The 26,430-nt window shown below is 41.6% G+C and carries 18 protein-coding genes, 4 tRNA genes and 1 pseudogene; 16 read left to right on the forward strand and 7 right to left on the reverse strand.

What is annotated here, in order from left to right; all coding sequences use genetic code 11:
- The first annotated feature begins 350 nt into the window (after positions 1-350).
- The 7 genes from uvrY to ACQEXS_RS02000 all read left to right on the forward strand — a co-directional run bounded on the left by uvrY (position 351) and on the right by ACQEXS_RS02000 (position 4,085).
- Positions 351-995, forward strand: coding sequence for a UvrY/SirA/GacA family response regulator transcription factor (uvrY, locus tag ACQEXS_RS01970; protein WP_367988840.1), 645 nt, complete (start codon positions 351-353; stop codon positions 993-995).
- Positions 995-2,827 (forward strand): excinuclease ABC subunit UvrC, encoded by a 1,833-nt coding sequence (gene uvrC / locus ACQEXS_RS01975; protein WP_427012618.1) that lies wholly within the window; start codon positions 995-997, stop codon positions 2,825-2,827. The genes uvrY and uvrC overlap by 1 nt, the downstream gene beginning before the upstream one ends.
- 78 nt (positions 2,828-2,905) lie before the next feature.
- Complete coding sequence (gene pgsA, locus ACQEXS_RS01980) at positions 2,906-3,463, forward strand: CDP-diacylglycerol--glycerol-3-phosphate 3-phosphatidyltransferase (protein WP_367988842.1); 558 nt, start codon at positions 2,906-2,908, stop codon at positions 3,461-3,463.
- 227 nt (positions 3,464-3,690) lie between these two features.
- Positions 3,691-3,764, forward strand: a tRNA-Cys gene (locus ACQEXS_RS01985).
- A gap of 3 nt (positions 3,765-3,767) precedes the next feature.
- Positions 3,768-3,843: transfer RNA gene (locus ACQEXS_RS01990), tRNA-Gly, on the forward strand.
- 70 nt (positions 3,844-3,913) lie between these two features.
- Positions 3,914-4,000: transfer RNA gene (locus tag ACQEXS_RS01995), tRNA-Leu, on the forward strand.
- A 9-nt stretch (positions 4,001-4,009) separates the two neighbouring features.
- Positions 4,010-4,085, forward strand: a tRNA-Gly gene (locus ACQEXS_RS02000).
- Positions 4,086-4,124: 39 nt separating this feature from the next.
- On the opposite strand, the gene ACQEXS_RS02005 is transcribed toward ACQEXS_RS02000, so the two are convergent.
- Positions 4,125-5,207: a PQQ-dependent sugar dehydrogenase gene (locus tag ACQEXS_RS02005; protein WP_427012619.1), complete on the reverse strand. Its 1,083-nt coding sequence runs from the start codon at positions 5,205-5,207 to the stop codon at positions 4,125-4,127.
- 197 nt (positions 5,208-5,404) lie between these two features.
- On the opposite strand from ACQEXS_RS02005, the gene ACQEXS_RS02010 reads away from it, so the two are divergent.
- The 4 genes from ACQEXS_RS02010 to ACQEXS_RS02025 all read left to right on the forward strand — a co-directional run bounded on the left by ACQEXS_RS02010 (position 5,405) and on the right by ACQEXS_RS02025 (position 10,768).
- A complete protein-coding gene (locus ACQEXS_RS02010) occupies positions 5,405-6,193 on the forward strand; it encodes a TetR/AcrR family transcriptional regulator (protein WP_427012620.1) in 789 nt (262 codons plus the stop codon).
- Positions 6,194-6,374: 181 nt separating this feature from the next.
- Positions 6,375-8,759 (forward strand): efflux RND transporter permease subunit, encoded by a 2,385-nt coding sequence (locus ACQEXS_RS02015; protein WP_427012621.1) that lies wholly within the window; start codon positions 6,375-6,377, stop codon positions 8,757-8,759.
- A 75-nt stretch (positions 8,760-8,834) separates the two neighbouring features.
- Positions 8,835-9,566 carry an outer membrane lipoprotein-sorting protein gene (locus tag ACQEXS_RS02020; RefSeq protein WP_427012822.1) on the forward strand — a complete coding sequence of 244 codons (732 nt, stop codon included), beginning with the start codon at positions 8,835-8,837 and terminating at the stop codon, positions 9,564-9,566.
- A gap of 26 nt (positions 9,567-9,592) precedes the next feature.
- Positions 9,593-10,768, forward strand: a complete 1,176-nt coding sequence (locus ACQEXS_RS02025; RefSeq protein ID WP_427012823.1) for a hypothetical protein — start codon at positions 9,593-9,595, stop codon at positions 10,766-10,768.
- 57 nt (positions 10,769-10,825) lie between these two features.
- Here the strand turns inward: ACQEXS_RS02025 and ACQEXS_RS02030 are convergent, their stop codons facing one another.
- On the reverse strand, positions 10,826-11,308 hold the full coding sequence (locus tag ACQEXS_RS02030) for a GNAT family N-acetyltransferase (protein WP_367988847.1): 483 nt from the start codon (positions 11,306-11,308) through the stop codon (positions 10,826-10,828).
- A gap of 233 nt (positions 11,309-11,541) precedes the next feature.
- Here ACQEXS_RS02030 and pheS point away from each other — a divergent pair, with 233 nt between their 5' ends.
- Both pheS and pheT read left to right on the forward strand, forming a co-directional pair.
- Positions 11,542-12,525, forward strand: a complete 984-nt coding sequence (gene pheS / locus ACQEXS_RS02035) for a phenylalanine--tRNA ligase subunit alpha (protein ID WP_004413586.1) — start codon at positions 11,542-11,544, stop codon at positions 12,523-12,525.
- 18 nt (positions 12,526-12,543) lie between these two features.
- A complete protein-coding gene (gene pheT, locus ACQEXS_RS02040; protein ID WP_427012622.1) occupies positions 12,544-14,949 on the forward strand; it encodes a phenylalanine--tRNA ligase subunit beta in 2,406 nt (801 codons plus the stop codon).
- 96 nt (positions 14,950-15,045) lie between these two features.
- On the opposite strand, the gene ACQEXS_RS02045 is transcribed toward pheT, so the two are convergent.
- Positions 15,046-19,938, reverse strand: a complete 4,893-nt coding sequence (locus ACQEXS_RS02045) for a hypothetical protein (RefSeq protein ID WP_427012623.1) — start codon at positions 19,936-19,938, stop codon at positions 15,046-15,048.
- 318 nt (positions 19,939-20,256) lie between these two features.
- On the opposite strand from ACQEXS_RS02045, the pseudogene ACQEXS_RS02050 reads away from it, so the two are divergent.
- A pseudogene (locus ACQEXS_RS02050) lies at positions 20,257-20,688 on the forward strand (alpha/beta fold hydrolase); the annotation flags it as partial.
- A 20-nt stretch (positions 20,689-20,708) separates the two neighbouring features.
- On the opposite strand, the gene ACQEXS_RS02055 reads toward ACQEXS_RS02050, so the two are convergent.
- Together ACQEXS_RS02055 and arfB are read right to left on the reverse strand one after the other, a co-directional pair.
- Positions 20,709-21,590, reverse strand: coding sequence for an AEC family transporter (locus tag ACQEXS_RS02055; RefSeq protein WP_367988851.1), 882 nt, complete (start codon positions 21,588-21,590; stop codon positions 20,709-20,711).
- A gap of 88 nt (positions 21,591-21,678) precedes the next feature.
- Positions 21,679-22,092 (reverse strand): alternative ribosome rescue aminoacyl-tRNA hydrolase ArfB, encoded by a 414-nt coding sequence (gene arfB, locus ACQEXS_RS02060; protein ID WP_427012624.1) that lies wholly within the window; start codon positions 22,090-22,092, stop codon positions 21,679-21,681.
- A gap of 286 nt (positions 22,093-22,378) precedes the next feature.
- Between arfB and ACQEXS_RS02065 the strand changes: the two genes are divergently transcribed.
- A complete protein-coding gene (locus tag ACQEXS_RS02065; RefSeq protein ID WP_427012625.1) occupies positions 22,379-22,912 on the forward strand; it encodes a DUF2628 domain-containing protein in 534 nt (177 codons plus the stop codon).
- 30 nt (positions 22,913-22,942) lie between these two features.
- Here ACQEXS_RS02065 and ACQEXS_RS02070 read toward each other — a convergent pair whose 3' ends face one another.
- Both ACQEXS_RS02070 and kduI read right to left on the reverse strand, forming a co-directional pair.
- On the reverse strand, positions 22,943-24,070 hold the full coding sequence (locus ACQEXS_RS02070; RefSeq protein ID WP_427012626.1) for an amidohydrolase family protein: 1,128 nt from the start codon (positions 24,068-24,070) through the stop codon (positions 22,943-22,945).
- Positions 24,071-24,411: 341 nt separating this feature from the next.
- Positions 24,412-25,248, reverse strand: coding sequence for a 5-dehydro-4-deoxy-D-glucuronate isomerase (gene kduI, locus ACQEXS_RS02075; RefSeq protein ID WP_427010211.1), 837 nt, complete (start codon positions 25,246-25,248; stop codon positions 24,412-24,414).
- A 232-nt stretch (positions 25,249-25,480) separates the two neighbouring features.
- Between kduI and ACQEXS_RS02080 the strand changes: the two genes are divergently transcribed.
- Entirely contained in the window at positions 25,481-26,419 is a 939-nt protein-coding gene (locus ACQEXS_RS02080) for a sugar kinase (protein WP_367988856.1), read from the forward strand.
- Positions 26,420-26,430: the final 11 nt, after the last annotated feature.

The following is a 26,430-nucleotide window of genomic DNA, read 5'->3' on the forward strand; positions in this document are numbered from 1 at the left end:
GCATTTTTTTACTTTAGAAAGATTACGCTATTAATCTTTACTGTGAATGTGAAAATAGCTTAATTATCCATGACTTAATGTACATGTATGCACTTTGTTCGTTTGGTGAGGAATTAAATTGACAGGGGCCACAAAGAGAGGCTAGGCTACATATCGCCTCGTAACTTGTTGATTAATGGGTTAATTACGTTTTAGCTTACAGATATAAGAATAAGTACTTGCTAAACTTTGCGTTTAGGCACATATTCAGTGTAAGCAAAAAATCGATTTTGAGTTAAACTAGGCATCGATGCTGATATCCACTACTTTGAGTGGGTGCAGAGCCAAATAAAAAGTGTGGAGATACAAGTTTGATAAGTGTTTTCCTTGTAGATGATCACGAGCTGGTTCGCACAGGGATACGACGTATTATTGAAGACGTCCGTGGAATGAACGTAGCAGGGGAAGCTGAAAGCGGTGAAGATGCAGTAAAATGGTGTCGTAACAATCATGTTGACGTCATTTTAATGGATATGAATATGCCAGGAATTGGTGGCTTGGAAGCGACCAAAAAGATCCTGCGATTCAATCCTGATGTAAAAATCATTGTTTTAACTGTTCATACGGAAAATCCGTTTCCAACTAAAGTGATGCAAGCAGGTGCCGCGGGCTACCTTACTAAAGGTGCTGGGCCTGATGAAATGGTGAATGCAATTCGCGTTGTTCATAGCGGGCAGCGTTATATTTCACCTGAAATTGCGCAACAAATGGCATTAAGTCAATTCTCACCCGCCTCTGAGAACCCTTTTGCCGACTTGTCTGAGCGCGAACTACAAATCATGATGATGATTACCAAAGGACAGAAGGTTACTGATATTTCAGAGCAGTTAAACCTTAGCCCTAAAACGGTCAATAGTTATCGCTATAGATTGTTCAATAAGTTGGACATTAGCGGTGATGTTGAGCTAACCCACCTTGCTATTCGTCATGGAATGTTAGATACCGAGACCCTCTAGTGATCGAAACTTTTGACTCGGTAGCCTTCTTAAAAACAGTTACTAATCAGCCCGGTGTTTATCGTATGTATAACACCGAGGCTGTTGTCATATACGTAGGTAAGGCGAAAGATCTTAAAAAGCGTTTATCAAGTTACTTTCGAAAAAATGTCGATAGTGAAAAGACGCGGGCGCTCGTCAGCAATATTGCCAAGATCGATGTTACAGTAACTCATACTGAAACAGAAGCACTTATCCTTGAACACAATTATATTAAGCAGTATTTGCCGAAATATAATGTGTTACTTCGTGATGACAAATCGTACCCATATATCTTCGTAAGTGGCCATCAACACCCTCGTTTATCCATGTATCGTGGCGCTAAAAAACGTAAAGGTGAGTATTTTGGCCCTTATCCAGATTCGGGAGCGGTTCGTGAGACTCTCCATCTTATTCAAAAAATCTTTCCTATTCGCCAATGTGAAGATACGGTTTATAGCAACCGTACGCGCCCTTGTCTCATGTATCAAATTGGTCGCTGTGCTGCGCCTTGTGTGAGCAGTATTATTTCTGATGAAGAGTACAATGAGATCGTTAATTACGTTCGGTTGTTCTTACAAGGAAAAGACAAGCAGGTTCTGAGTACATTAGTTGAGAACATGGAAAAAGCCAGTCAAGAACTTCGTTTTGAAGAGGCGGCGAAATTTCGTGATCAGATCCAAGCAATCAGGCGCGTGCAAGAACAGCAGTTTGTATCTGAAGACAGTATGGATGATATGGATGTACTGGGTTTCGCTCAAGAAAATGGCATTGCATGCATTCATATTCTAATGATTCGCCAAGGTAAGGTTCTGGGTAGTCGAAGTCATTTTCCAAAAATCCCGAATAACACCTCTCGACAAGAAGTGTTTCATAGCTTTTTAAGCCAATACTATCTCAGTCATAATGAAGCGAGAACGATCCCCACGCGGATTATTCTTAATGATGGTTTGGTTGATGATGCGTTGCCTTTGCAAGAAGCTCTAGCGGGCATTGCTGGTCGTAAAATCCACTTTCATATTGAGCCTACAGGAACAAGAGGCCGATACCTTAAGTTGTCGAATACCAATGCATTAACAGCGATTACCACCAAGATTAATCACAAAATGACGATCTCCCAGCGCTTTAAAGAACTGCAAGAGTTGATGGGATTAGAGTCTATCCAGCGTATGGAGTGTTTTGATATTTCACATACGATGGGGGAGAGTACCATTGCTTCATGCGTTGTTTTCAATCAGGAAGGGCCCGTGAAGCAAGAATATCGTCGCTACAATATTACCGGTATTCAAGGTGGTGACGATTACGCTGCTATGGGGCAGGTGTTAGAGCGACGCTACTCAAAACAATTGGATGTTGAAAAAATACCCGACATCATTTTTATTGATGGTGGTAAAGGGCAGCTTAACCGTGCACATGAGATTGTGAGCCAGCATTGGATAGACTGGCCGAAACGCCCAGTTTTGATCGGTATTGCCAAAGGGGTAACACGTAAACCCGGTTTGGAAACCTTGATCACGACGGAAGGGGACGAATTCAATCTACCTAGTGATGCGCCTGCGCTGCATTTAATGCAGCACATCCGCGATGAAAGTCACAATCATGCGATCGCAGGTCACAGAGCAAAACGTGGGAAAACACGTAAAACTAGTCCTTTAGAAGGGATCGAAGGTGTTGGTCCTAAAAGGCGTCAAGCTCTGCTGAAATACATGGGAGGCCTGCAAGAGCTTAAGCGTGCAAGTGTTGAAGAAATCGCCAAAGTTCCCGGGATAAGTCATTCTTTGGCAGAAAACATCTATCAAGCATTGAAACAATAGAAAAAATCCCGCACCATAAGGCCCTGCTAAAGCTAGTTGAGTAATGCAGTTACGCAAACGATAAGAGCCTTTAAAAATATGCGTTTAAATATCCCCAACATTTTGTCTTTGTTGCGACTTTTCTTGATCCCAGTATTTGTCGTAGTGTTTTACTTACCATACTCGTGGGCGCCGTTCGCAGCAGCAATGGTTTTTTGGGTTGCGGGTTTTACCGATTGGCTAGATGGCATGCTTGCACGAAAGTTGGGGCAAACTTCTCGTTTCGGTGCATTCATTGACCCCGTCGCGGATAAAGTTCTCGTTGCGACAGCGCTAATCCTTATTACTGAGTACTACCATAATATCTGGATTACTATTCCAGCAGTGACCATGATTGCCAGAGAAATAATCATTTCTGCATTGCGTGAGTGGATGGCCGAGATAGGTAAACGTGCCAGTGTGGCAGTTTCGTGGGTTGGTAAAGTGAAGACCTTATCTCAAATGTTTGCTCTGTGGGTGCTTATCTGGCGTTATGATGATTGGATGATATGGCTAGGTTATGCTGCACTCTATATCGCGACATTCCTGACATATTGGTCAATGGCGCAATATTTAATTGCAGCCAAAGACGATCTTCTCAACGAAGAACATCATTAAAAAACGGGCCTCGGCCCGTTTTTTTGTATCTGATGTAGAAAATACAATGCTATCTTCTTGAAATCCCCGTATTTACTGGTAGAAAAATCACCAAATTAGTGAGTTTTGCACGTAAAGTAGACAAACGATTCGAAAATTGAAAAATAGTGTTGACTCATTAGTTCGAATCCGTAGAATGCACTGCGTACCCAAGAGGAAACGAAGAAAAAGATTCTTCTTGAGAGTATGGCGCGTTGGCAGAGTGGCTATGCAGCGGATTGCAAATCCGTGGACCTCGGTTCGACTCCGGGACGCGCCTCCATTTGCGACACTAGCTCAGTTGGTAGAGCGCAACCTTGCCAAGGTTGAGGTCACGAGTTCGAACCTCGTGTGTCGCTCCAAAAAATTTGGAGATATGGCTTTTAAGCGATATCTAAAGATGGTGTCTAACCATCGCAAAAAGTTTTGCGTGCCCTGGTGGTGGAATTGGTAGACACAAGGGATTTAAAATCCCTCGGCGTTCGCGCTGTGCCGGTTCAAGTCCGGCCCGGGGCACCATCTATTTATGCGACACTAGCTCAGTTGGTAGAGCGCAACCTTGCCAAGGTTGAGGTCACGAGTTCGAACCTCGTGTGTCGCTCCAGATTAAAGCCCTTGCAGAAATGCAAGGGCTTTTTCTTTTCTACGATTTAGTATTTATGAGGTGATAAATATTACCGCTATCAGTACTAAAATAAATTTCTCCCGTCGGGCTAAGTTCAATATCTCTTATCCGTTCTCCCAAGTGTTCTAAAACACGTTGTTCCGCGATGATCTGTTCACCTTCCAACGTCAGAACATTGATGTGAGTAAGCTTCAAAGCACCAGCAAGTAGTTTGCCATTCAGGCTCGGGTGTCGATCCCCTCGATAAAGGACGATGCTTCCTGGGGCGATGGATGGAATATAAACTTTGCGAGGTGACTCGATTCCTTCTTTCTCAAGGCCTTCGCCAACGGCTAAAGGTCCCCAATATTCTTTTCCGTGTGAGGTAATGGGCCAGCCGTAGTTTGCTTTGCGCTTGATTAAGTTAATCTCGTCGCCACCTCTTGGTCCATGTTCAATTGACCACAAGTGTTTGCTAAGTGCGTCGTAGAAAAGTCCTTGCGGGTTTCTATGTCCATAACTCCAGATCTCATCTTGGATTTGTTTGTCAGAAATGAAGGGGTTATCAACTGCTGGCTGTCCATCTGGTGTGAGCCTTATAATACTACCTGCATGGGTGGAGAGATCTTGTCCATTGTCCCGTTCACCTCGATCACCAATTGATAAGTAAAGAGATTGCTCATCGAACGTTATACGGCTACCAAAGTGTCTACCACCATTGGATCCAGAGTATGAGGTAAACAGTACTTGCCAATTGACTAGCTGCTGGTCTTTTAGGTAAGCCTTAGCGAGCGCCGTTTCAATCGCATTTTTGGAAGCTGTACTGAATGTAAAATAGAATGCATTGTCTTCAAAAGGGGATTTTGCGACGTCTAGCAAGCCTCCTTGTCCCATTGCAACTACGTCTGGTGGTGAGAACAGTGGTTTCACGAGTTTGGATTTAAGATCCAAAAGGGAGATTTTTCCCTTTCTTTCAGTGATGAGTAGATATTGGCTGTCGACAGAAGAAAGCCCCCACGGGACGCCATTGAGCGAAGCTATCTTCTCTACAGTCCACGCATAGCTTGGAGCTGTCAGTAGAAAGGGGATGAAAAATAGTACAATAGATGGGATGAGCCGCATGATGCCTTCCTAATATTGATTCAAAATATACTTGCTACAAATATAAACTAAAAAACGACTTGATTTGATCAATGATTATACTATTATGACGAAGTGTCAAAAATGACGATGCGTCATAAAGGTGTGGTTCACACCTTTTGCATTCGTGTTACAATGTACCGCCAAGGAGTTTAGTAACTGAGACGGACTGGAAAATCATGTTTGGCTTTAGCTGTAATAAAAATGGAAAAAAAGAAAACGCAGGTTGTCCGTTTGGTAAAACCAAAAAACAACAAGCGATTGCTGATCGAGAAGTAGAGTTAACACTACTTGCTAAATCAATTGTTCAAGAGCAAGGGTTTACCAACCTGACTATGGACAAGTTGACTGCGGCTAGTCGTTACTCTAAAGGTACGATTTATAACCATTTTTGTAGTAAAGAAGATGTGATACTAGTTTTGTGCATTCATTCGCTGAAAAGCGAGGCAATCTTTTTTGAGCGTGCACTTTCATTTGAAGGTTCAAGCCGCGAGAAAATTACCGCCTTGCATGTTGCCTACCGTGTGTATGCGCGCATGGAACCTGTGTTGTCAACTTGTGCCATTATGGCAAAAAGTCCATGGGTGCTAGAGAAGGCTTCTCCTGAAAGGGTTGCAGCGTTAAATGAGCTAGAAGAGGTAGTGATAGCGCAAGCTGATACGTTAGTTAATAACGCCGTAGAAAGTGGAGATTTAAGGTTTTCTCCGGGTATTGGCTCTGATGCAATTGTTTTTGCAAACTGGTCAATTGCATTCGGCTCTAATGCGTTAGCGCAAAATGCATCAAACAGTCACTGTATCAGTCGGTTACAAGATCCTTTTTCGGTATTACACAATGCAAATATGTTGCTTGATGGTATTGGCTGGAAGCCGCTTTCTACAGAGTGGGATTACAGAAAAACCTGGCAACGTGTAGAAACTGAGTTATTTGTAGAAGAGTTGGAATATTTAGCTTCTGTCGGTCGCTAATTCTGTTTCTGTCATAAAGCCCATTAGGATGGGCTTTTTAAGTCACCTTTGTGACGGATCGTCAAAATATATTGTGAATCTTAAGTCTAGAGCGACTTAATGTATTCGAGTTAAAGCCAGTGACTGCATCACTGGCTTTTAAATCAACATTATTGACGAAACGTCACAAACGGAGAGTGTGATGAGTACCGAACAATCACCTATTTCACAGTCCACTGCCTGGCTGAAAGCCCCCACTCGTTTTTCGTGGTGGGTCCTTCTTATTACTTTGTTATTGGTGGTCGCCGCTACGTTAGGAGCAAAGAACCTATATTTTCGTGGTGACTACAATATCTTCTTTGATGGCTCTAATAAGCAGCTTCAAGCTTTTGATGAGATTCAAACTACCTTCGCAAAATCAGACAATATGGCAATTGTTATCGCACCTGATAGCGGAGATGTTTATACGGCAGAAGTGCTTACTTTAGTGCAACAGATAACAAAAGATGCATGGCAAGTGCCATATTCCAGTCGAGTGGACTCTTTAGCGAATTATCAGCATACCGAAGCTGTGGATGATGATTTGCTGGTTGAAGACTTACTTTATGAAGACTATCCACTGACCAGTGAGAGAATTCAGAAGATCCGCAACATTGCTATCACTGAACCTGTTTTGCTTCATTCAATGGTGTCGGAAAAAGGGGATGTTACGGTCGTTAATATTACGGTTCAACTACCAAAAGTTGACGAAACTGCAGAGGTGCAGCAAGTCGTTACTAGCATCAATCAAATGCTAGAAAAATACCAAGCAGCGTATCCCACGATCTCTTTTCACAAAGCGGGCATTATTGCGATGAATGATGCCTTCATGCAGGCGGCTCAAGATGATACCAGTACGCTAGTACCTACCATGCTATTGGTCATTTTGTTTTTCTTGACGCTGATGCTTCGCTCATTTCTAAGCGTATTGGCCACACTGGTTGTCATTATTGGTTCGGTAATGGCGACGTTAGGCCTATCTGGCTGGGCGGGGATGTTTCTTAGTACGGCCACGGTGAATATCCCAACCTTAGTGATGACTCTGGCTGTTGCAGACTGTGTCCACGTGATCGCGACTATGCGTCAGCAGATGAAGCTGGGTCACAGTAAGCAATACGCGATAGATTACAGCATTGCAATTAACTTCATGCCTATCTTGATCACGTCCATCACAACCGCCATTGGCTTTTTGATGATGAATATGTCGGACTCTCCAGTTTTAAGAGATTTCGGAAATCTGGCTGCGTTAGGTGTGATGATTGCGTGTTTGCTTTCACTCTCGTTGCTGCCTGCTCTTCTCAAGATCTTACCTGTGTCAGTGTCAAACAATACGAGTTCTGAAAAGGGGGCAACTGACTTCATGGACAAGCTTGGTGATTGGGTCATTGCCTATCGAAAAGCATTGCTGCCTTTAAGTGTCGTTGTGATTGCGGTTTCTGCTGCACTGATCCCACTCAATAAAGTCAATGACGAGTCCATTAAGTACTTTGATTCTAGCAGTGAGTTTCGCCAAGCCGCTGATTTTATGGAAACGCATATCAGTGGTATGACAAATATCAGCATTGCAGTGAAGACGCGAGAATCGCAAGGGATCGCCGACCCCGTATTTCTTCAAAAAATGGGCGAGTTTACGGATTGGTTACGCGCGCAACCAGAAACGGATCATGTCGCTTCACTTTCTGATGTGTATAAGCGTCTAAACAAAAACATGCATGGTGATGATGACGCATATTATCAACTACCGCTTGATCGTGAACTTGCTGCGCAATACCTGCTTCTGTATGAGATGTCATTGCCTTACGGCCTAGATTTGAATAATCAAATTAACGTTGACAAATCTTCTTTAAAAATGGTCGTCACTATCGACAATTTGGGCAGTGTGGAGCTTGTTGAACTGGAAAACCGTATTTATACGTGGTTTGCAGAGAATGCACCTCAATATGATGTGGTTGCCTCCAGCCCGTCTTTAATGTTTGCCCATATTGGGGAAACAAATATGGCGAGTATGTTATCGACTTTGCCAATCACACTAATTTTAATCTCGGCACTGATGATTTTCTCATTGCGCTCTGCACGACTCGGTGTGATTAGCCTTGTTCCCAATATTGCGCCTGCCGTTATCGGCTTCGGCCTATGGGCGATGATCTCCGGAGAAATCAATCTTGGTCTCTCCGTGGTGGTAACACTAACACTAGGCATCGTTGTTGATGATGCTGTCCATTTCTTATCGAAGTATCAAAGAGCAAGAAAGCAGGGACAAACCGCAGAAGAAGCTGTGCGCTACGCTTTTCACACTGTGGGTCGAGCACTATGGATCACGACTGTTGTGCTAGTTGCTGGGTTTTCTGTTCTCGCCATGTCTTCGTTCCGGTTGAATGCAGATATGGGGCAGCTCAGCGCGATTGTGATCTTTTTGGCCTTGGTGGTGGATTTTATATTCCTACCTACGTTGTTGATGAGATTCGATAAAGCCACTTATGAGTCGCCGGAAGCGCAATCACCAGAATCAGTACCTACTCAGCCACAAGCTATTCGTTCACAGGGATAAAGGAATACCGTTATGTCATTAGCAAAAAAAATTCAAACCATCTTAGCCACGTTACTTCTGGCTACCACAAGCTCAATGCCAGTGCAGGCTGATCCAGCCAAAGGGCTGGAAATTGCGACAGAGAGAAAAGCGAGGGATGAAGGCTGGGGAGACTCCGTTGCTACCATGCAAATGCTGCTCAAAAATGCTCAAGGTGAAAGCAGTTCGCGTCTGATGAGATTAAAGTCTCTGGAAGTGCAAGATGATGGAGACAAAGGGCTGACGATCTTTGATGAACCCAGAGATGTGAAGGGAACTGCGTTTCTCAATCATTCGCATACGACTGAAGCAGATGATCAATGGTTATATTTACCAGCACTCAAACGGGTAAAGCGTATTTCATCACGCAATAAGTCTGGCCCATTTATGGGCAGTGAGTTTGCGTATGAAGATTTGAGCTCATTTGAGCTGGAAAAATACCAGTTTAACTACATCAAGGATGAAAACTTAAATGGAACACAAAGCTTTGTTCTTGAGCAGATACCAACTGATAAAAACTCTGGTTACACCAAGCAAATTGTATGGCTTGACCAAGCGTATTACCGTCCAATAAAAGTGGAGTTCTATGATCGCAAAGGAGACTTATTGAAAACGTTGGAATTTAGCGATTACAAACTCTATCTCGATCGTTATTGGCGTGCTCATAAGATGGCAATGCGTAATCATCAAACCGGAAAAAGTACATTGTTAACCACCAATGAGCTTGCTTTCCAAACCGGATTGAAAGAGAACGATTTTCAGAAAAATGTGTTAAAGCGAGTGAAGTAGGATAGATCATGGTTCAGGTAGTTAATATGACAGGTCGCCTTATGGCCAGTGCGATAACAACTCTTGGCTTACTTGCTTCTCTACAATGCAATGCTGTCGAGATCGCAGGACAATTAAATGTGGAACATCGTCAGTTCTTTTCAGATGGGTTACAGGGACAATCAAAATCCCAGAGCGCCATTGTGTTCGCTCCAGAGCTGTATTGGGAACTTCAGGATGGCAATGCGAGTTTTACTTTTACGCCTTTTTATCGATTGGATAGTGAAGATGCAGAGCGTAGCCACGGTGATATCCGAGAAGCTCTCTATCTTACCTACTGGGATGACTACGAATTTAGAGCTGGGATAGGCAAAGTATTCTGGGGTGTCACGGAGTCGGTTCATCTTGTCGATGTGGTTAATCAAACCGATGCAGTCGAAGCGGTTGATGGTGAAGATAAGCTAGGTCAACCCATGGTGCACTTCACTGCGGTAAAAGAGTGGGGGACAGTTGATGCAATGTTACTTCCTTACTTCCGAGAGCGTACTTTTTCCGGTCAAGACGGGCGGTTAAGACCTGATGTTGTGGTTTCAGACCGTCCATTGTATGAATCTTCCAAAGAAGAAAAGCATGTTGATTTTGCAATGCGTTACAGCAAAATGCTTGGGGACTGGGATATTGGTTTAAGTTATTTTCAAGGCACCAATCGCGACCCGTATTTTCGAATACAAGGAGGTGAATTAAAGCCATATTATGCGCTTGCTAGTCAAGTCGGTATCGATATTCAGGGGATTGTCGGTGATTGGTTGTGGAAGCTAGAAAGCATTTATCGGGACAGCCAAGACAACCATACAGGTATTGTGGGTGGGTTTGAATACACCATAGTCGGAGCGCTTGACACGGTTTGGGATATTGGCTTTATCATAGAGTATCTTTATGACAGTCGAGGGAACAATGCACAAACCATTGGGCAAAACGATATTTTTGTAGGGACACGATTTGCATTAAATGATGAAGACGGAACGGAAGTTCTGATCGGTGTAACAAAAGATCTCGATAACAGCGATGTCTATAATGCAAAGTTAGAAGCGTCGAGCCGTTTAACCAATCAACTAAAATGGCGAATTGATGGATGGCTGTTTGAAAATGAAACGCCGAATGACTTACTGTACTTTGCAAGAAAAGATGACTTTATTGAGGTGTCATTGGAGTATTATTTTTAGTTAAGTAAGTTTGGTGAGTGCTGAAGGACTGCGAGCCTTCAGCACTTTTTGTATCGGCTAAAGTGTTTTTAGCATCCACACATCGCAACCATTGTGCTCTGTACCTTCCATAGGTTGATCTAAGTGCGAAAATCCAAGGGATTCATACAGTTTAATCGCTGCTTTCATCGAGGTAAGCGTATCCAAATAGCAGTGGGTGAAGCCTTGTTGTTTCGCAAAGGTTAAACATTGCTGTGAAAGCTGTTTTCCCAATCCCAACCCGCGTCCTTCAGGGAGTAAAAAGAGTTTCTTTAACTCACACGTTTTATGTGATGAGTTAAATGGGGCTAACCCACAACCGCCGACAATTTTTCCATTCAGGGTGGCTACTAAATAGAGGCTTTTCTGCTTTGGTGAATAGTGTTTACTCATACCAAGCACTTCAGGATCGGATGGACCAAAACCATCACCTACTGCGCCAAACTCTTTTCCTACGGATTTGATGATGGCGCAGATCGCTTCATCTTGATTGGGTGCGATGGGTTGAATCGATATCAGCATAGTTCGGCCTTTTTAAGCGCATTTTCTTTTATCTAACATGGTCATAAATTCACTTTTATCAAGCGTTGAGACGAATTTTTATCCAAAGGCGGTAAATAGCGTGATTTCAATTTGGATTTGACCCTCGCATTCGTTACTATGTACAGCTATTTGAAAATGCCCAAAATCCCTTTGACAAGGGAACCCTGTGGACACTACCACTTATGTCGAAAACATAGGTAGATGAGGAAACGATGCAACATCTAGAAGAGATCATTGCTAACGCGAATGCCGCTATTGAAGCTGCAGATTCGTTAGTTGCACTTGATGAAGTGCGTGTTCAGTATCTAGGTAAGAAAGGTGAGCTAACGGCTCAACTTCAAAGCCTAGGTAAACTACCACCAGAAGAGCGCCGTGAAGCTGGTCAAGAGATCAACAAAGCGAAAGGCGTTGTTCAGCAAGCGATCGCAGCTCGTAAAGATGCACTTCAACGTGCAGAGCTAGAAGCGAAGCTAGCCGCAGAAACAATCGACGTGACTCTACCAGGTCGTCGTATCGAGAACGGTGGTCTACACCCTGTGACTCGTACTGTTGAGCGTATTGAACAGTTCTTTGGTGAGCTAGGCTTTAACACTGAGTCTGGTCCTGAGATTGAAGATGCATTCCACAACTTTGATGCACTAAACATCGCAGAAGATCACCCAGCGCGTACTGACCACGACACGTTCTTCTTTAACCCAGATCTAATGCTACGTACTCACACGTCTGGCGTTCAGATCCGTACGATGGAAAATGGTAAACCACCATTCCGCTTCATCGCACCGGGCCGTGTTTACCGTAACGACTACGACCAAACGCACACGCCAATGTTCCACCAAGTGGAAGGCATGCTAGTAGACGAGAACGTAAACTTCGCACAGCTAAAAGGCATCCTGCACGACTTCCTATGTAACTTCTTTGAAGAAGAAGTTGAAGTTCGTTTCCGTCCTTCTTACTTCCCATTCACTGAGCCTTCAGCAGAAGTAGACGTGAAAGGTAAGAACGGCAAATGGCTTGAAGTTCTAGGTTGTGGCATGGTTCACCCGAACGTACTGCGCAGCGTAGGCATCGACCCTGAGAAGTACTCTGGTTTCGCATTTGGTATGGGCGTTGAGCGTCTAACTATGCTTCGTTACGGCGTAAACGATCTTCGTGCGTTCTTCGAGAACGACCTTCGTTTCCTAAAACAGTTCAAGTAATCCAGGGGATACATCACTATGAAATTTAGCGAATCTTGGCTTCGTGAGTGGGTAAACCCTGCGGTATCGACTGACGAACTTACACACCAAATCACAATGGCGGGTCTAGAAGTAGACGACGTATTACCTGTTGCTGGTTCTTTCTCTGGCGTTAAAGTAGGTAAAGTGGTTGAGTGTGGTCAACACCCAGATGCTGACAAACTACGCGTAACTAAAGTAGATGTTGGCGCTGAAGAACTTCTAGACATCGTTTGTGGCGCATCTAACTGTCGTCTAGGTATCAAAGTTGCTGTAGCGACTGTTGGTGCCGTTCTACCAGGCGATTTCAAAATCAAAAAAGCAAAACTGCGTGGTCAACCATCACACGGAATGCTGTGTTCATTCTCTGAGCTAGGTATCGACGTTGAATCTGATGGCATCATGGAACTAGCAGAAGACGCTGCAATCGGTACTGATTTCCGCGAATTCCTAGGTCTTGACGACGTAACAGTAGACGTAGACCTAACGGCTAACCGCGCGGACTGTTTCAGCATCCGTGGTATGGCGCGTGAAGTTGGCGTTCTAAACCGTGCTGACGTAACTGAGCCTGCGGTAAACGCAGTAGCACCAGCTATCGACGACACAGTTTCTATCGAAGTGAAAGCGACTGCAGCATGTCCACGTTACCTTGGCCGTGTGGTTAAGAACGTAAACGTTCAAGCTGAAACACCACTATGGATGCAAGAGAAACTGCGCCGTTGTGGTATCCGCTCTATCGATCCAGTAGTAGACATCACTAACTTTGTTCTTCTAGAGCAAGGCCAGCCAATGCACGCATTTGATCTTGCTAAGATTGAAGGTGGCATCGTGGTTCGTATGGCAGAGCAGGGCGAAAAGCTTACTCTTCTAGACGGCAACGAAGCTGAGTTAAATGCTGATACTCTAGTAGTAGCAGACCACAACAAAGCACTTGCTATCGCAGGTATCTTTGGTGGTGAAGAGTCTGGTGTAACGACTGAGACTAAAGACGTACTACTTGAGTGTGCGTTCTTTGCACCAGACCACATCCGTGGCCGCGCTCGTAGCTACGGTCTACACACGGATTCTTCAATGCGTTTTGAGCGTGGTGTGGATTTCGCACTGCAAACTAGCGCAATGGAGCGTGCAACAGAACTTCTCGTTGAGATCTGTGGCGGTGAAGTAGCACCGGTTGTTGCAGTAGAGTCAGAAGCTGACCTACCAAAAGCAAACACAGTATCACTACGTCGCACTAAGCTAGACAGCCTACTAGGCCACCACATTGCTGATAGCGATGTTGTTGAAATTCTAGAGCGTCTTGGCCTAACAGTTGAAACAACTGACGCAGGTTGGACAGCGACAGCACCAACATGGCGTTTTGATATCGCAATCGAGCAAGACCTAATTGAAGAAGTAGGTCGTATCTACGGTTACGATAACATCCCTAACCAAAGCCCAGCGGCAGCACTTAAGATGCACGACCACGTTGAAGCGAACATTCCGCTAAAACGCGTTCGTAACCTACTTGTTGACCGTGGTTACCAAGAAGCAATCACTTACAGCTTCGTTGAACCAGAGCAGCAAAAGCTTGTAGTTCCAGGTGTTGAGCCGCTAATCCTGCCATTCCCAATCTCTGCGGATATGTCAGCAATGCGCCTAGGCCTAATCCAAGGTCTACTAAACACTGTGGTCCACAACCAGAAACGCCAACAGCCACGCGTTCGTCTATTCGAATACGGCCTACGTTTCATCCCTTGTGAGTCTGCTGAAAACGGTATGCGCCAAGAGCCTATGCTTGCAGGTGTTATCGCAGGTACTCGCAGCGAAGAGCACTGGGACATCGAAACCAACACAGTTGATTTCTTTGACCTGAAAGGCGATCTAGAAGCGGTTCTTGAGCTAACAGCTAACGAAGCAGCTTACTCTTTCGCAGCGCTTTCTGCTGAAGACAAAGCAGCGAACCCAGCGCTTCACCCAGGTCAATCTGCAGCTATCATCGTTGATGGCAAGCAAGTTGGTGTGATTGGTACGGTTCACCCAGAGCTAGAGCGTAAGTTTGGTCTGAACGGCCGTACTATCGTATTCGAAGTGGAATGGTCTGCAATCAACACTAAAGTGATTCCAGAAGCTGTACAGCTTTCTAAGTTCCCATCAAACCGTCGTGACATCGCGGTAGTTGTTGATGAAGCAGTAGCTTCTGGCGACATCGTTGCAGCATGTCTAGAGCAAGGTGGTGAGTTCCTGAAAGATGCGAAACTATTCGACGTTTACGTTGGTAAAGGCGTTGAAGAAGGTAAGAAGAGCCTAGCTATCGCGCTAACGCTACAATCTGTAGAGCGTACGCTAGAAGATGCAGACATCGCTGGTGCGGTTGACGCTATCGTTGCTCACGTATCTGAGAAGTTTGGTGCATCGCTACGTGACTAATCACTTCTGATTAGATAGAAAACCAAAGGCCTCGCGATTGCGAGGCCTTTTTGTTTGTGTGTTCTTTTGACTTAAAGGTTGGTCAACACCTTTGAATCAAATTACTTCCATTTTATATTTTACTTTCTCACCGCTGAAGCGTCCCATTTTTCTATCAAGTAGAGGTGAAACTTTTTCATTTACACTCGCACGTTCGTCTAGCGTTAGTTTACTTATTTGAGAAATACGTTTGCCTAGACCGTTCAAGGATGTACCAATTGCTAGTCCACTATTGGGCGATAGCCACCAACGATCATGAATAGGTATTTGGTTCTTTTGACCATATCCAGCAAATGTAAACTCAAAACTAGGGTGGTCGCTATTGCTTATATTGTCGTTCCAGTATTTGTCGATAATTTCTGCAAAGTCGTCACCATATTTATTTTTTATCTTATTGTAGTTGTCTATACTAGTGAGAATTTGGATTCTAACTTCTGGGTCTCTGTTTATTACTTCTGAAACTGGCACTAAGTCATCTAATGAAAAGTAAGGGTCAATTATAGTAAAATCTGAAATATTTTCGTCCTCATACCAGTTTTTTATGAATTTTATTGCTAGGTCTTCTTCACCCTCCCCAATCATAATATGAACACGATTATTTTCAGTATGCTCAAGAACTTGTGGTATTAGTTCACTAGAGAATATCTCTTTTACTAAAGACATATTTTTAAGTAGCTCATCGAGTATAGGAAATATTCTTTCTTTTGCGGTCTTATGGCCAGGTGATACATTATCGATATAATGAATATAGAAGCTCAGTAGTTTATAGAAATCTCCAAAGCTAAAGTTTGATACGATATTTAGGTTTTTATTGATATCGAAGCCTTTTGAACAGTAGCAACTATTTGCATTTATTGACCCTAACTGGCTCCAAGCCAACTCTGGTAATTCAAAGGCTGATGGTGACTCAAAATCGATCTCATTTTTTTCGAATTTTTTACGTTGTTTATCCTCTTCAATTTTTTGTTGGATGTTGTCTTGAATTGCTTGTTTTCTTGCTGGATCTTCGTCAAACATTGATGATAAAGAACCTGCAAAAGAGTCCCCCAGCTTGTGACACATATCTATCGCATTTAATCTAGTTGGTGAATTAGGATCTATGTCGGAACGACTAGATATATATATGGCTTTTTTAATTACACTTCTTGCATGCTTAATATCAGTTTCTTTGATGAAATCACAAATCTGCCTATAACGTGTTACTTGCTCGCTTTTGCAATTAAGGCTATCAACAAGTGACTCAGATTCTTTATATAGCTCATCTCTTACCTGTTTCATAGAGTTAGGTAAATAAGATGCTATATTAGCTAGAGTAAAAGATAAATCGGAAGTACTATCTATATTTTTCGCCCTACTAATAATACTGTTCCAAGCTGACTTGTCGTCTTTGTTCTCAAGCAATAAAATGTTCGCCTTAACTAACAGAGAGTAGCCCTCATGCGTAATCCCATCAACTTTAGGTAATAGAGTAAGAACATCATGTTTTATCATATCTACAATACTAGAAATCTGCATTCGACTTATTGAGTTTCTCTTTCTTTGAGATTCTATTACTTCTATTAGATTTGACACTTGATGAACAATAGCACTATCATCATTATAGTTCTTTATTAACTTTATTACGGAGACCAAATCTCCATATGTAAGTTTGTATTGTTTGTTTTTAACTGGGTTATATGGATCATTTAATATACAATCGTTGTAAATGTAATTAATGCAATTCTCTATTATCTTATCACTTCTAAGCTTGTTCTTTTTGTTGATTTTTTTGAAATAAAGGTCAAAAACATCGCTATTATAATAATATATGACTGGTAGTGATGCTTCACAAGAAATCGTAAATTCCACATTACTATATTCAGAGTTATTGTCTAATGCTGGTATTAAGTAATTGTCTATGATGTGCTTTGCTTTATCAGGGAAAGAGTTTTTTTGATATACAGAAGCCAGTCTTGATAGTTGAGATACTTTATATAACCTACTTGGTATGAACGATATAAAGTTAAGTGCAAGGTTTAATTTATCATCTGGAACAAGTTGATGTTTAGACAATACATAAATTGATCGAATTATTAAATCACTAGTATGAGCCATATAGTTATTAACACTGTCATTAACTAGATCGCTACTTTTTCTCATAGAGATCGCTTTTTCTTTGAAATGTTTAGAGGCGATTATATCTACATCATATAATTTATTACATACATAGAAGTATAGCGATACTTTGTTCCAATCACCATCCACTATATTTAAAATGTAACGGTCTATATTTTCTTTTACTTTATTCTCAACTTCGTTAATTATACCTTTCTTTATCGCACTGGAACTAAGTGCTGTTAAACTCTTAATTTTAATAGGTGTGTTTTCAATCCTGTTTATATATTTTAAAGCGTCAAAATAATCGCGTTTTGAACATTTTGACTTTTCGAAAATTCCCATTAAATGTTTACATACAGAACTTCTAAAATAGTCGTCTTTAATAGTTTTACATTTCGTTAACCAATAGTTGAAAATTCGATCTTTATGCTCAATATCTTCATAATTTTCAATATAACTTTCAATAGCTGCTTTAATCGATGCATCTTTTCTTTCCGAGGTATTTAACTTGTTTATCCATGTGAATGTTCGATCTATATCAGTTTTAACTTCATGTTTAATTGAATCTTTGAATACGTCAATATGTAACGCTTCACTTTTCAATAAACTCTCAAATATATCTTTCTTATGCTCACATACAAGGTGTTTGCAATCTTCATCATTGATTCTTTTGAATGCACTCGAAACTAAAGATAAACAAGCCAATGCAACTGATTTATCTTCTAGGTTAACTAAGTAATTTACTAGATTACTTAACCTTTCTTTATTATATTTCCCATTATTGTGCTCGTAGATTGCCAAATAAACTTCAACTTTACTATACTCGATAGTCGGCCCTTTTTCTGAGATATTCTTTAACTGTGCTACTATAGTTTGATATGCACTTTCTGCATCAGGGTTTTTAATAGCATTTTTTGAGGTCAAACATTGAGATATATCAGCAAAAAGTGTTGCGTCCGAAGAAAAGTCAATAGTTTCTAGAATAATCTCCAATAATTTCTTTAGAAGTAATAGTGCAGATTCTTTTTTGTGATATTTGCTTAACCACCCCCTCAGCAAAAATATTTTATCTCCTGCTTGTTTTTGGCTGTCTATATACTCTAAAATTTTTTGAACTGGTGAATCAGGATTAAATATCTTAATGCCTTCTAGCATTGAGCTTTTTTTATCGAGTACACGGTCAAACTCTTCTAGATCTTCAGATAGAGAATTACCGTGTCTTTTTAAAGTTTCTAATGATAGTTTTAAGAACGCAAAATCTGATTGGTTTTGACCTGAAGAATGAGTTTTATCAATTTGACTCAATAAGTCCATAGAAAGTTCTGGGTAGATAGGGAAAAGGTCGACCGCTATATCGATGATTTTTTCATCTGCTAAGCTTTGAACGCTTAGGTTGGTATAAATTTTTTGTATTTTTGTTTGTATGTCTTCAGGTATTTCAATGTTCTGATCTTTGTAATGAATTGCTATTAGGCAATAAAGTTTAATTTTATCCTCTATTGCTTGCGAGTTTTCTGCTAGATCTTTTGCGGATTTATAGTCCCCGTCAATTAAATAGCATTTCATTTCTTCTAATGATATCTCATCACTTTCTATGTTTAATATAAAGCTTTTAAGGTGCGCGAACTTCGCTGTTTTACCATTGTTAGATTCGAATACTGAAGATTCAAGAGCTAGCCTAATATTTTTAAGTAAATCATTATAACTTAACTTTTTTGAATAAAGATCTGAAAGGTAGTTTTCATCTATATGTTGAATTATAGATTGATGCTTTCCTGCCTCATTATAGTATATTGATAGTGATTCTGATGTTTCTTCCAATTTATGGCTTTCGACCAAAGATATAATTACTTCTAAATAACTGAGCTTTTGATTTTCTAACTTTATTCTAGCATATTTTTTGAATCCATCACTTACGAAGTGTATAGTTCCATCAGTTATCTCAATAAATGAAATATTATTTACTTCTTGTTCTATCTCTATTGGCGGTACACCAACGCACTGTGACATGTCATTTATTGAAAGTTTACTATTAGAGAATGCAATGTAACCTATAATCTCTTCCTGTATTTTGTCTTTTATAGCATGTTTCCATTCAGCATCATAAAGCGTATCCGTATCGGTGTCTGTATTTTGTAAAATATCATCAATTGCTTTATTCTCATCTAAAAGTCTTGCTACGATAGACAGTTTATCAGGCATTGACCCGAAACTATTTATAACAGCTTCTAATTCATCTTTGGTTAAAGTTGGAAGTAACTCTCTTGCCTCTTGTTCTGACATTACCGTTAAGGTGAATGAACGTGGTTCCCTAAGATATATGTAGTCTTTGATGTCACTATTATTTGTAGATATTAGATATTTGGCAGATTTATTTGCAGCTAAAGAACCTAAAACCTCTTTCGCTACAGTCGGATTCTTTTCATTCAGTTTATCGAACCCATCCAAAACAAATAGAATACTCTTGTCTTTTTCTCTCAAGTAGTAATTAAAAGAAGACATGGAAGATGTATAGACTTCTCGGTTTACCATATTATCTTTATCTGAACTGCAATACTGGCCTGTTAAAACTCTAGATTGTAGGTAAATGTCTTTATATATGTCGTTTTCAGTCACATATTCACAGTCATATTCATCAATAAAAATGCTAATGCATTCATAATTTCTTTCGGACACGATTTGCTTTAATAAAGTTGTTTTTCCTATACTTTCAGGCCCTTCAATGTAAACCAATTGATCTTGCTCTAAGTAAAGGTGTATTGTTCTAATTTGCTCTTTTCTTAGTACATTCTTTTCATGTAGATTAACTTGAAAGAGCGAAATACTCTCAGGAAATAATAGTTCTTGTTTCATATTTATACTTGCAATTGTACATGTGCTTATTTTTTAACATATTATTATTTTTGTTTATGTGAAATGACGCTAAATTGTTGAAAATTATGGATTTATTGATGTTTGTGTAAATAGCGAAAGCCGGGATTTTGATTCCCATAAGGAAAGGGCATCTGTGAGTTCATAAAGCGAAGATAAGGGGGCAGGTCTTGTCTTTTGCCAATTATTGTTTTTTGTCTAAATATTCATTGACCTGTCTACAACTTCACACTTTATAGTGACTACATTGATTGAGGGGAGCGGTTTCTGTGTGCCCTCCAAAGTAAGTAGAGAGACACTATGAAACGTTTAATTCTAAACAACACACTCTTAGTATTTATGGCGCTTGGTAGTATGAATACCATAGCTAACGATTCAACAGAAAAGTACGGCATTGCGATTTCTCACGATGGCGAGCAAATTGCGTATGGCAAAAGTGGGAGTGGGGAGACGGCGCTGATCTTCATTCATGGTTGAAGCTTAGACATCAAAGCCGTCATCGAGAAAGAACAACTCGAATCCGTTGTCTTAGTCGGCCATTCGATGGCGGGTGGTGTTATTGCCGAAGCCGCTAAACTGATGCCAAAAAGAGTGAAGGGCATTATTGGTGTCGATACATCACAAAACGTTGCACTCGCGGTTTCACAAAGCGACCTAGACGCAATGACTAAACCGTTTGAAGCTGACTCCCAAGCGGGTATCACTGCGTTCGTGAAAGATTCGTTACCAAAACCACCTATTAAGGTGGTTTTTTATTGCCCTAAAGACAAAGCGAAACTGAGCAATAAAGGCAGCGTTAGAATTGAGAAAAAATTGCCAAACAGAACCATAGAAGCGACGAGGGTGGGTTGAGTATTAAAACGTTCTGCAAATAGGTAGTTCATGACAGCGGGTGGCAACATGGAAAAGAGGACCATCATCTGTAAATGCAGGGTTGGAAGGGGTATCAATAGGTAGATAACCGCAAATGCAATACCTCCAGAAACCAGAGATAAGATGGTACTGATAACGCCAACTTTTAAACCGCTTAAGCGTAAATTACACATCTGAGCGCCAAGCGAAAGGAGCATGACCGGGATGGCGGCCTGACCCAGCAGTTTTGTGGCTTCATAAATGGGAGCCCAAACCGTGACCTCAAATATATTCAGCCCTAAGGCCAAGCTTGCTGCGATAAAAACAGGCATGCGGACAATTTGCTTAATGGGGTTGCCAGAGCTCAACACCATTAAGCCTATACTGATGTGAAGACAGGCAGAAACGACAAATAACAGCACCGCAGCTGAGGATGCGCTTTGACCAAAGGTATAAGTAAACAGTGGAATCGCAAGATTGCCACTATTTCTAAACATGTTTGGTGGCGTCCATGCTTTGAAGTCTATTTTGAATGCTCTACATAGTGGCCACATGATCACTGCGGGTATGAGTACCGCGATGGTAGCCGCAGCAAGCAAAGGTAATTCTGATTTTCCCAGTGGCATGCTGACCAGTGAGGAAAAGACTAATGCTGGGGTAAAGGTGTCCATGTTAATGCGATTAATAGGACGAAAATCTGGTTTAAGAAAATGCCCAACCAGAAAACCAACAAACACAAGTGCAAATAACGGCAGGAGAATGCTAATGATTTGTTCAGTCATGGCTATATGCGTGCGTTGTTGAAAGATTGAACAATATCAGCCTTTTAAATCAAAGTCACAGTAACTGGCTTTGAAACCAAGCAACGTACTAACACGAGATCCGTCCCCTTAGATTTTTCGTTTGAGATTTCATGTTCTTGGCTTTGAGGCGTCTTTCTTTAGAGGCTTTGGTTGGCCGAGTCGCCTTTCTCTTTTTCTGCACAACCAACGCTGCTCTGATCAGCTCGGCAAGCCGATTCAAAGCATCTTCTTTGTTTTGCTCTTGAGTCCGAAATTGTTGCGCTTTTATAGTGATCACACCTTCTTTTGATATACGGCTGTCGTTCAGTGCAAGTACACGTTCTTTATATACCGCTGGTAGAGTGGAATGTTTGACATCGAACTGCAAATGGATTGCTGAAGACACTTTATTGACATTTTGACCGCCAGCGCCTTGAGCACGTATCGCAGTAAGCTGGATTTCCCAATGTTGTATTGTCACCGTATTGGATATTTTAAGCATTCGTCGGTCATGTTCTGTGAGTGTAGGGAGATAGTAATCGAAACGGACAATAAAGACGAATGGAGCTTAAACTAGGCTTGAGTCTGAAAGGTGTCAGCCTTGGTTAAATCGTGCTCGTATTCGCATATTTATCATTTAGTTTGCTCATTATTATGCTGGTTAATTTTTTAGCGATCTATGCTGTGCTATTGTCTGTCTAATATTTGAAACACAGCGCGAGTGCGCATGCCTCAGATGAATATAGAGGTGGTTAGCGCTCATAGGTGCTCGAAATGAAGGAGGAGTCATGATTCCAACAGGTGTCGTGGGTTCGTCTAGAGAAAAGGTAGTGATCCCAAAACAGGTATCACTGAAGGCTTATGAAGTATTCACACATAGCGAATACTATCCAGAAAAATGGTCACAACAAATTAAAGGTGAAGGTGGTTTTACTGGATTTAACTTTTGGGCTTTTCTACTCGGTTATCGTTGGTGTTTGTTTAGAAAGCTTACTCGTTTAGGTATTTATTTATTTGTGCTCGAAAACCTTGCGTTTGTTGCTGCACTGCTTGCAAGTACGGAACTTGGTTTAGACAGAGAACTAGTGACGATGTCATTAGGCGCTACCGTATTGGGCTTGATGACCTTTACCGGTTTTTATGCAAATTATGCTTATTTTAATTTGGCCAAACGTAAGATCACCATTCTTGCGCATTCTATTGTGGCAGAAAATGAATACGGTGAAGTGCTGCGTGAGCAAGGTGGGGTAAGCCTGCTCACTATGTTTGTGTTTATAGGCATTGGTGGTTTGTTGTCGGCACTGCTTAGTGTCATGTGGTAAAGAAGCCTGCATTTGCAGGCTTCAGTTTTCTTAAGCTTCTTCTACTGTTTTAGCCCTTCCTTTAAGTAGCGAGTCAACGTCGAACTTGTTTCCTTCTAAATAAGCTTTGGGGTTTGTATTTGCGATTTGCCAGAATGCCTTTTCTCCCAGCGTTGCTCTTAAGTCGATGGAAAGACGCTTTTCAGAATATTTGTGGTTTTCGACCATAAAGAAGTCGGATCCAAACAGTATCTTCCGTTTTGCTTCATCGTCTTCCAGTAACACTTTAAGTAAAGGTACGTTTTCTTGCATATCAAAGATGGTGTAGGAGATATCCGCATAAAGGTTCGGATAGCTTTTATCTCGCATCATATCGATGATCACTTGGACCCAAGGTTGGTTTTTCTCATCGTGCTCAGCGGCAAAGTAGCGTCGCCATTCAGATATTCCACCAAAATGACCAAGACAAATCCGCAGTTGAGGAAATGCTTTCATCACTGCTTGGTAGTTCTTAGGGTGCGCATATTGGTGGGCAACTTTTTTACGGACTTCATGGGTATACACCGTACCGGGTGAGCAGTGGGCGAGTAGTGGGATGTTTTTTTCCACCATATACGGGTAAATCTCGTTCATTAACCGTGGATCTGTGGGTTTGTATCCCAAAGGCGGATAAATCTTCACCCCTTTAAAGTTGTGATTTTCAACTAGGTCTTTTAGCCTTTTTAATGCATCTGGTCGTCTAGGATCGATATGTGCAAAAGGAATAATAATCTCTTTGTATTCCTCTTTTGCCGCGAGCTCAGCGAGTTCCTGATGCTGTGTATCAATGTCTTCTCTGACTTTACCCCTTTTATCTGCCCCAATCCAATATGAGCGGCGAGTCATTAGACCGAGATCCATCGGTAGGATGATAAACTTGCTTTTTGGTGGATAGTAACGCATCAAATCTTTCAGGTTCGCTTCTTGTGAGTCTTCATAAGTGGCTTCTAAGAAAGTGGACGTACGGTGAAGTAAATCCGTTTTGCTAAGTGGTTGGGCTTTTCTCATCAACCATCGTGCACTTTTACTGATCCATTCATTGCGAAATAGGGGTACCAATCCCATAGGAAGATAGTTATCAGGTAAGTTTTTGTCAGTGAAAATATGACAATGACAGTTATATATGGTTTTGTCTGTCATGGTGGTGTCCTCAACGTTATTAGTGGAAGGGACACTGAATGTTAGGTGGCGAAAAGCATTAGGCGCCAGATAATCACACAATGCCAATTCACTTTGAGTTTAGATAAGTGAAGAGGGGGCTTTTTGTAGGCCGTGCACTGAATGAACCCTGATTGACGATAATCAAATATAACGAAGTTAAATGCAATTTAATGCATATTTTGGAATGTTGATTGCTAGTTAAAAAAAGAGCGCCCATTGGGCGCTCTATTGCTTCAATATCATTGAAAATCCAGCTATATCCGTCCCTCAATAAGTAACTGCAAGATGCAGGGCCAATACTTACTTTGGGCTAAGTGGAGTTATCTTAGATCTTGAACAGCAATGTGGTCCATGTCGGTAAATTCTTGGTTCTCTCCCACCATACCCCAAATGAAGGTGTAAGCTTGCGTTCCAACGCCAGAGTGAATTGACCAACTTGGAGAAATAACGGCTTGTTCATTGCGTACCACTAAATGACGTGTCTGTTGTGGCTCTCCCATAAAGTGGAATACCGCACTGTCTTCTTGCATCCCGAAATAGAAATATACTTCCATTCGGCGATCATGTGTGTGACACGGCATGGTATTCCATAACGAGCCTGGTTCTAATTTTGTTAAGCCCATCAAAAGTTGGCATGTTGGCAATACGTCAGGAACAATGTATTTGTAGATGGTGCGGTGGTTGCTGCTGGCTGCATCACCTAGTGTCACTGGTGCTGCTTCTTCTAGTGTGATTTTCTTGTTTGGGTAATGCGTATGTGCTGGTGCACTGTTGAAGTAAAACTTAGCGGGTTGTTTTTCATCAACACTGGAAAAGGAGACATCTTTTGCACCCATACCAATATAGAGCGCCTCTTGTGCATTCACTGAATAAGTTTCACCATCGACAGTGACCGTGCCGTCACCACCAATGTTGATCAGGCCAAGTTCACGACGCTGCAGGAAGTAGTCGACGCCAATTTTTGCACCTAGATCATGAGCTAGCTCCACCACTTTACGGGTTGGCTGTATGCCCCCAAATACAATGCGATCAATATGGCTGTACGTCATCGTGAGTTGGTCAGCGACAAAAATATCTTCAACCAAAAACTCCTTACGAAGTCCCTCTGTATCTAGTTGTTTCGCGTGTTCACTGTGAATCGCTTGGCGCACTTGCATAACTCTTCTCTCTTTTTCTTTCATTCTGCTTTAACAGCAGCATTTATAAATTGATGCAGTGATACTAGCATCGAACAGCGGCTTTTTACGAATCTGAAATGCTGTTTTATAATCATGCTCACATAATTAAAATTATCAAATCAAATAAAATGAAAAAGCGTTTCAAATATATTGCGTGATTTTTGCTCGTTAAGTATAGTTGCTGAGAACTAACGACATTGGTGTGAAGAAAATGGCTGGGAAAAGCGTAGCGGTTATCGGCGAATGCATGGTTGAGCTACAAAAAACAAGTGCCGGAATGGCAAGCGCATTTGGTGGTGATACGTTAAATACCGCCCTCTATCTATCTCGGCTATTTAGGCAGAATGTTCAAGACTATGATGTCAGCTATTTTACTGCTCTGGGTCGAGATACGTTAAGTGAAGAAATGTTGGTCGAATGGCTTTTTGAAGGAATCAACGTTGATCATGTCTGCCGCTATGAAGACAAACTCCCCGGGCTATATATGATCGAAAACCAGCCTTGTGGTGAGCGAGATTTCTATTACTGGCGTGAAGATGCAGCGGTGCGTGAGTGGTTAAGCCGAGAAGATCCTGACCAGTTATTTGAAGCTTTGAAGGCTTACGATGTGATCTATCTTAGTGGCATTACATTAGCAATTCAGACACCTGAGCAAAGCCATACTTTGATGAAACTACTCGAACGCCTCAAAGCACAAGGTTGCTTAATCGCCTTTGATACCAATTATCGACCAAGTTTGTGGATGACGACGGCACTGGCTCAACAACGTTTTAACCAACTGTATGCGCTTGCCGATATTGCATTGCTCACCTTTGACGACGAACAGATGTTATTTGGAGACGCTTCGATTGAAGAGACTCTGGCACGCCTTTCAGAATTCAGCATTGATCAGTTAATAGTGAAATGCGGTGCACAAGGTTGCCTAGTTGTTCATAACGGTGCCCAGCAATGGGTATCAACCAACGCAGTTGATGATGTGGTTGATACCACAGCAGCAGGCGATTCGTTTAACGCTGGCTATTTATACCAATGGCTCACGAGTGGTGACAGCATAAAAGCAGCGAGCGCAGGGCATCAGCTTGCAGGTACCGTTATTCAATACAAGGGTGCGATCATTGCACCTGATGATATGCCTTTAATTACTATCTAATTTCTAGGAGA

The organism is Vibrio sp. TRT 17S01, from assembly GCF_050113695.1.
Classification (GTDB): Bacteria; Pseudomonadota; Gammaproteobacteria; order Enterobacterales; family Vibrionaceae; genus Vibrio.

Excerpts from the sequence above, each read along its gene's own strand:
- pgsA (WP_367988842.1), top strand. The coding sequence starts at position 2,906 with ATGCGTTTAAATATCCCCAACATTTTGTCTTTGTTGCGACTTTTCTTG.
- ACQEXS_RS02005 (WP_427012619.1), bottom strand. The coding sequence starts at position 5,207 with ATGCGGCTCATCCCATCTATTGTACTATTTTTCATCCCCTTTCTACTG.
- ACQEXS_RS02010 (WP_427012620.1), top strand. The coding sequence starts at position 5,405 with ATGTTTGGCTTTAGCTGTAATAAAAATGGAAAAAAAGAAAACGCAGGT.
- ACQEXS_RS02015 (WP_427012621.1), top strand. The coding sequence starts at position 6,375 with ATGAGTACCGAACAATCACCTATTTCACAGTCCACTGCCTGGCTGAAA.
- ACQEXS_RS02020 (WP_427012822.1), top strand. The coding sequence starts at position 8,835 with ATGCCAGTGCAGGCTGATCCAGCCAAAGGGCTGGAAATTGCGACAGAG.
- ACQEXS_RS02025 (WP_427012823.1), top strand. The coding sequence starts at position 9,593 with ATGACAGGTCGCCTTATGGCCAGTGCGATAACAACTCTTGGCTTACTT.
- ACQEXS_RS02030 (WP_367988847.1), bottom strand. The coding sequence starts at position 11,308 with ATGCTGATATCGATTCAACCCATCGCACCCAATCAAGATGAAGCGATC.
- pheS (WP_004413586.1), top strand. The coding sequence starts at position 11,542 with ATGCAACATCTAGAAGAGATCATTGCTAACGCGAATGCCGCTATTGAA.
- pheT (WP_427012622.1), top strand. The coding sequence starts at position 12,544 with ATGAAATTTAGCGAATCTTGGCTTCGTGAGTGGGTAAACCCTGCGGTA.
- ACQEXS_RS02045 (WP_427012623.1), bottom strand. The coding sequence starts at position 19,938 with ATGAAACAAGAACTATTATTTCCTGAGAGTATTTCGCTCTTTCAAGTT.
- ACQEXS_RS02055 (WP_367988851.1), bottom strand. The coding sequence starts at position 21,590 with ATGACTGAACAAATCATTAGCATTCTCCTGCCGTTATTTGCACTTGTG.
- arfB (WP_427012624.1), bottom strand. The coding sequence starts at position 22,092 with ATGCTTAAAATATCCAATACGGTGACAATACAACATTGGGAAATCCAG.
- ACQEXS_RS02065 (WP_427012625.1), top strand. The coding sequence starts at position 22,379 with ATGATTCCAACAGGTGTCGTGGGTTCGTCTAGAGAAAAGGTAGTGATC.
- ACQEXS_RS02070 (WP_427012626.1), bottom strand. The coding sequence starts at position 24,070 with ATGACAGACAAAACCATATATAACTGTCATTGTCATATTTTCACTGAC.
- kduI (WP_427010211.1), bottom strand. The coding sequence starts at position 25,248 with ATGCAAGTGCGCCAAGCGATTCACAGTGAACACGCGAAACAACTAGAT.
- ACQEXS_RS02080 (WP_367988856.1), top strand. The coding sequence starts at position 25,481 with ATGGCTGGGAAAAGCGTAGCGGTTATCGGCGAATGCATGGTTGAGCTA.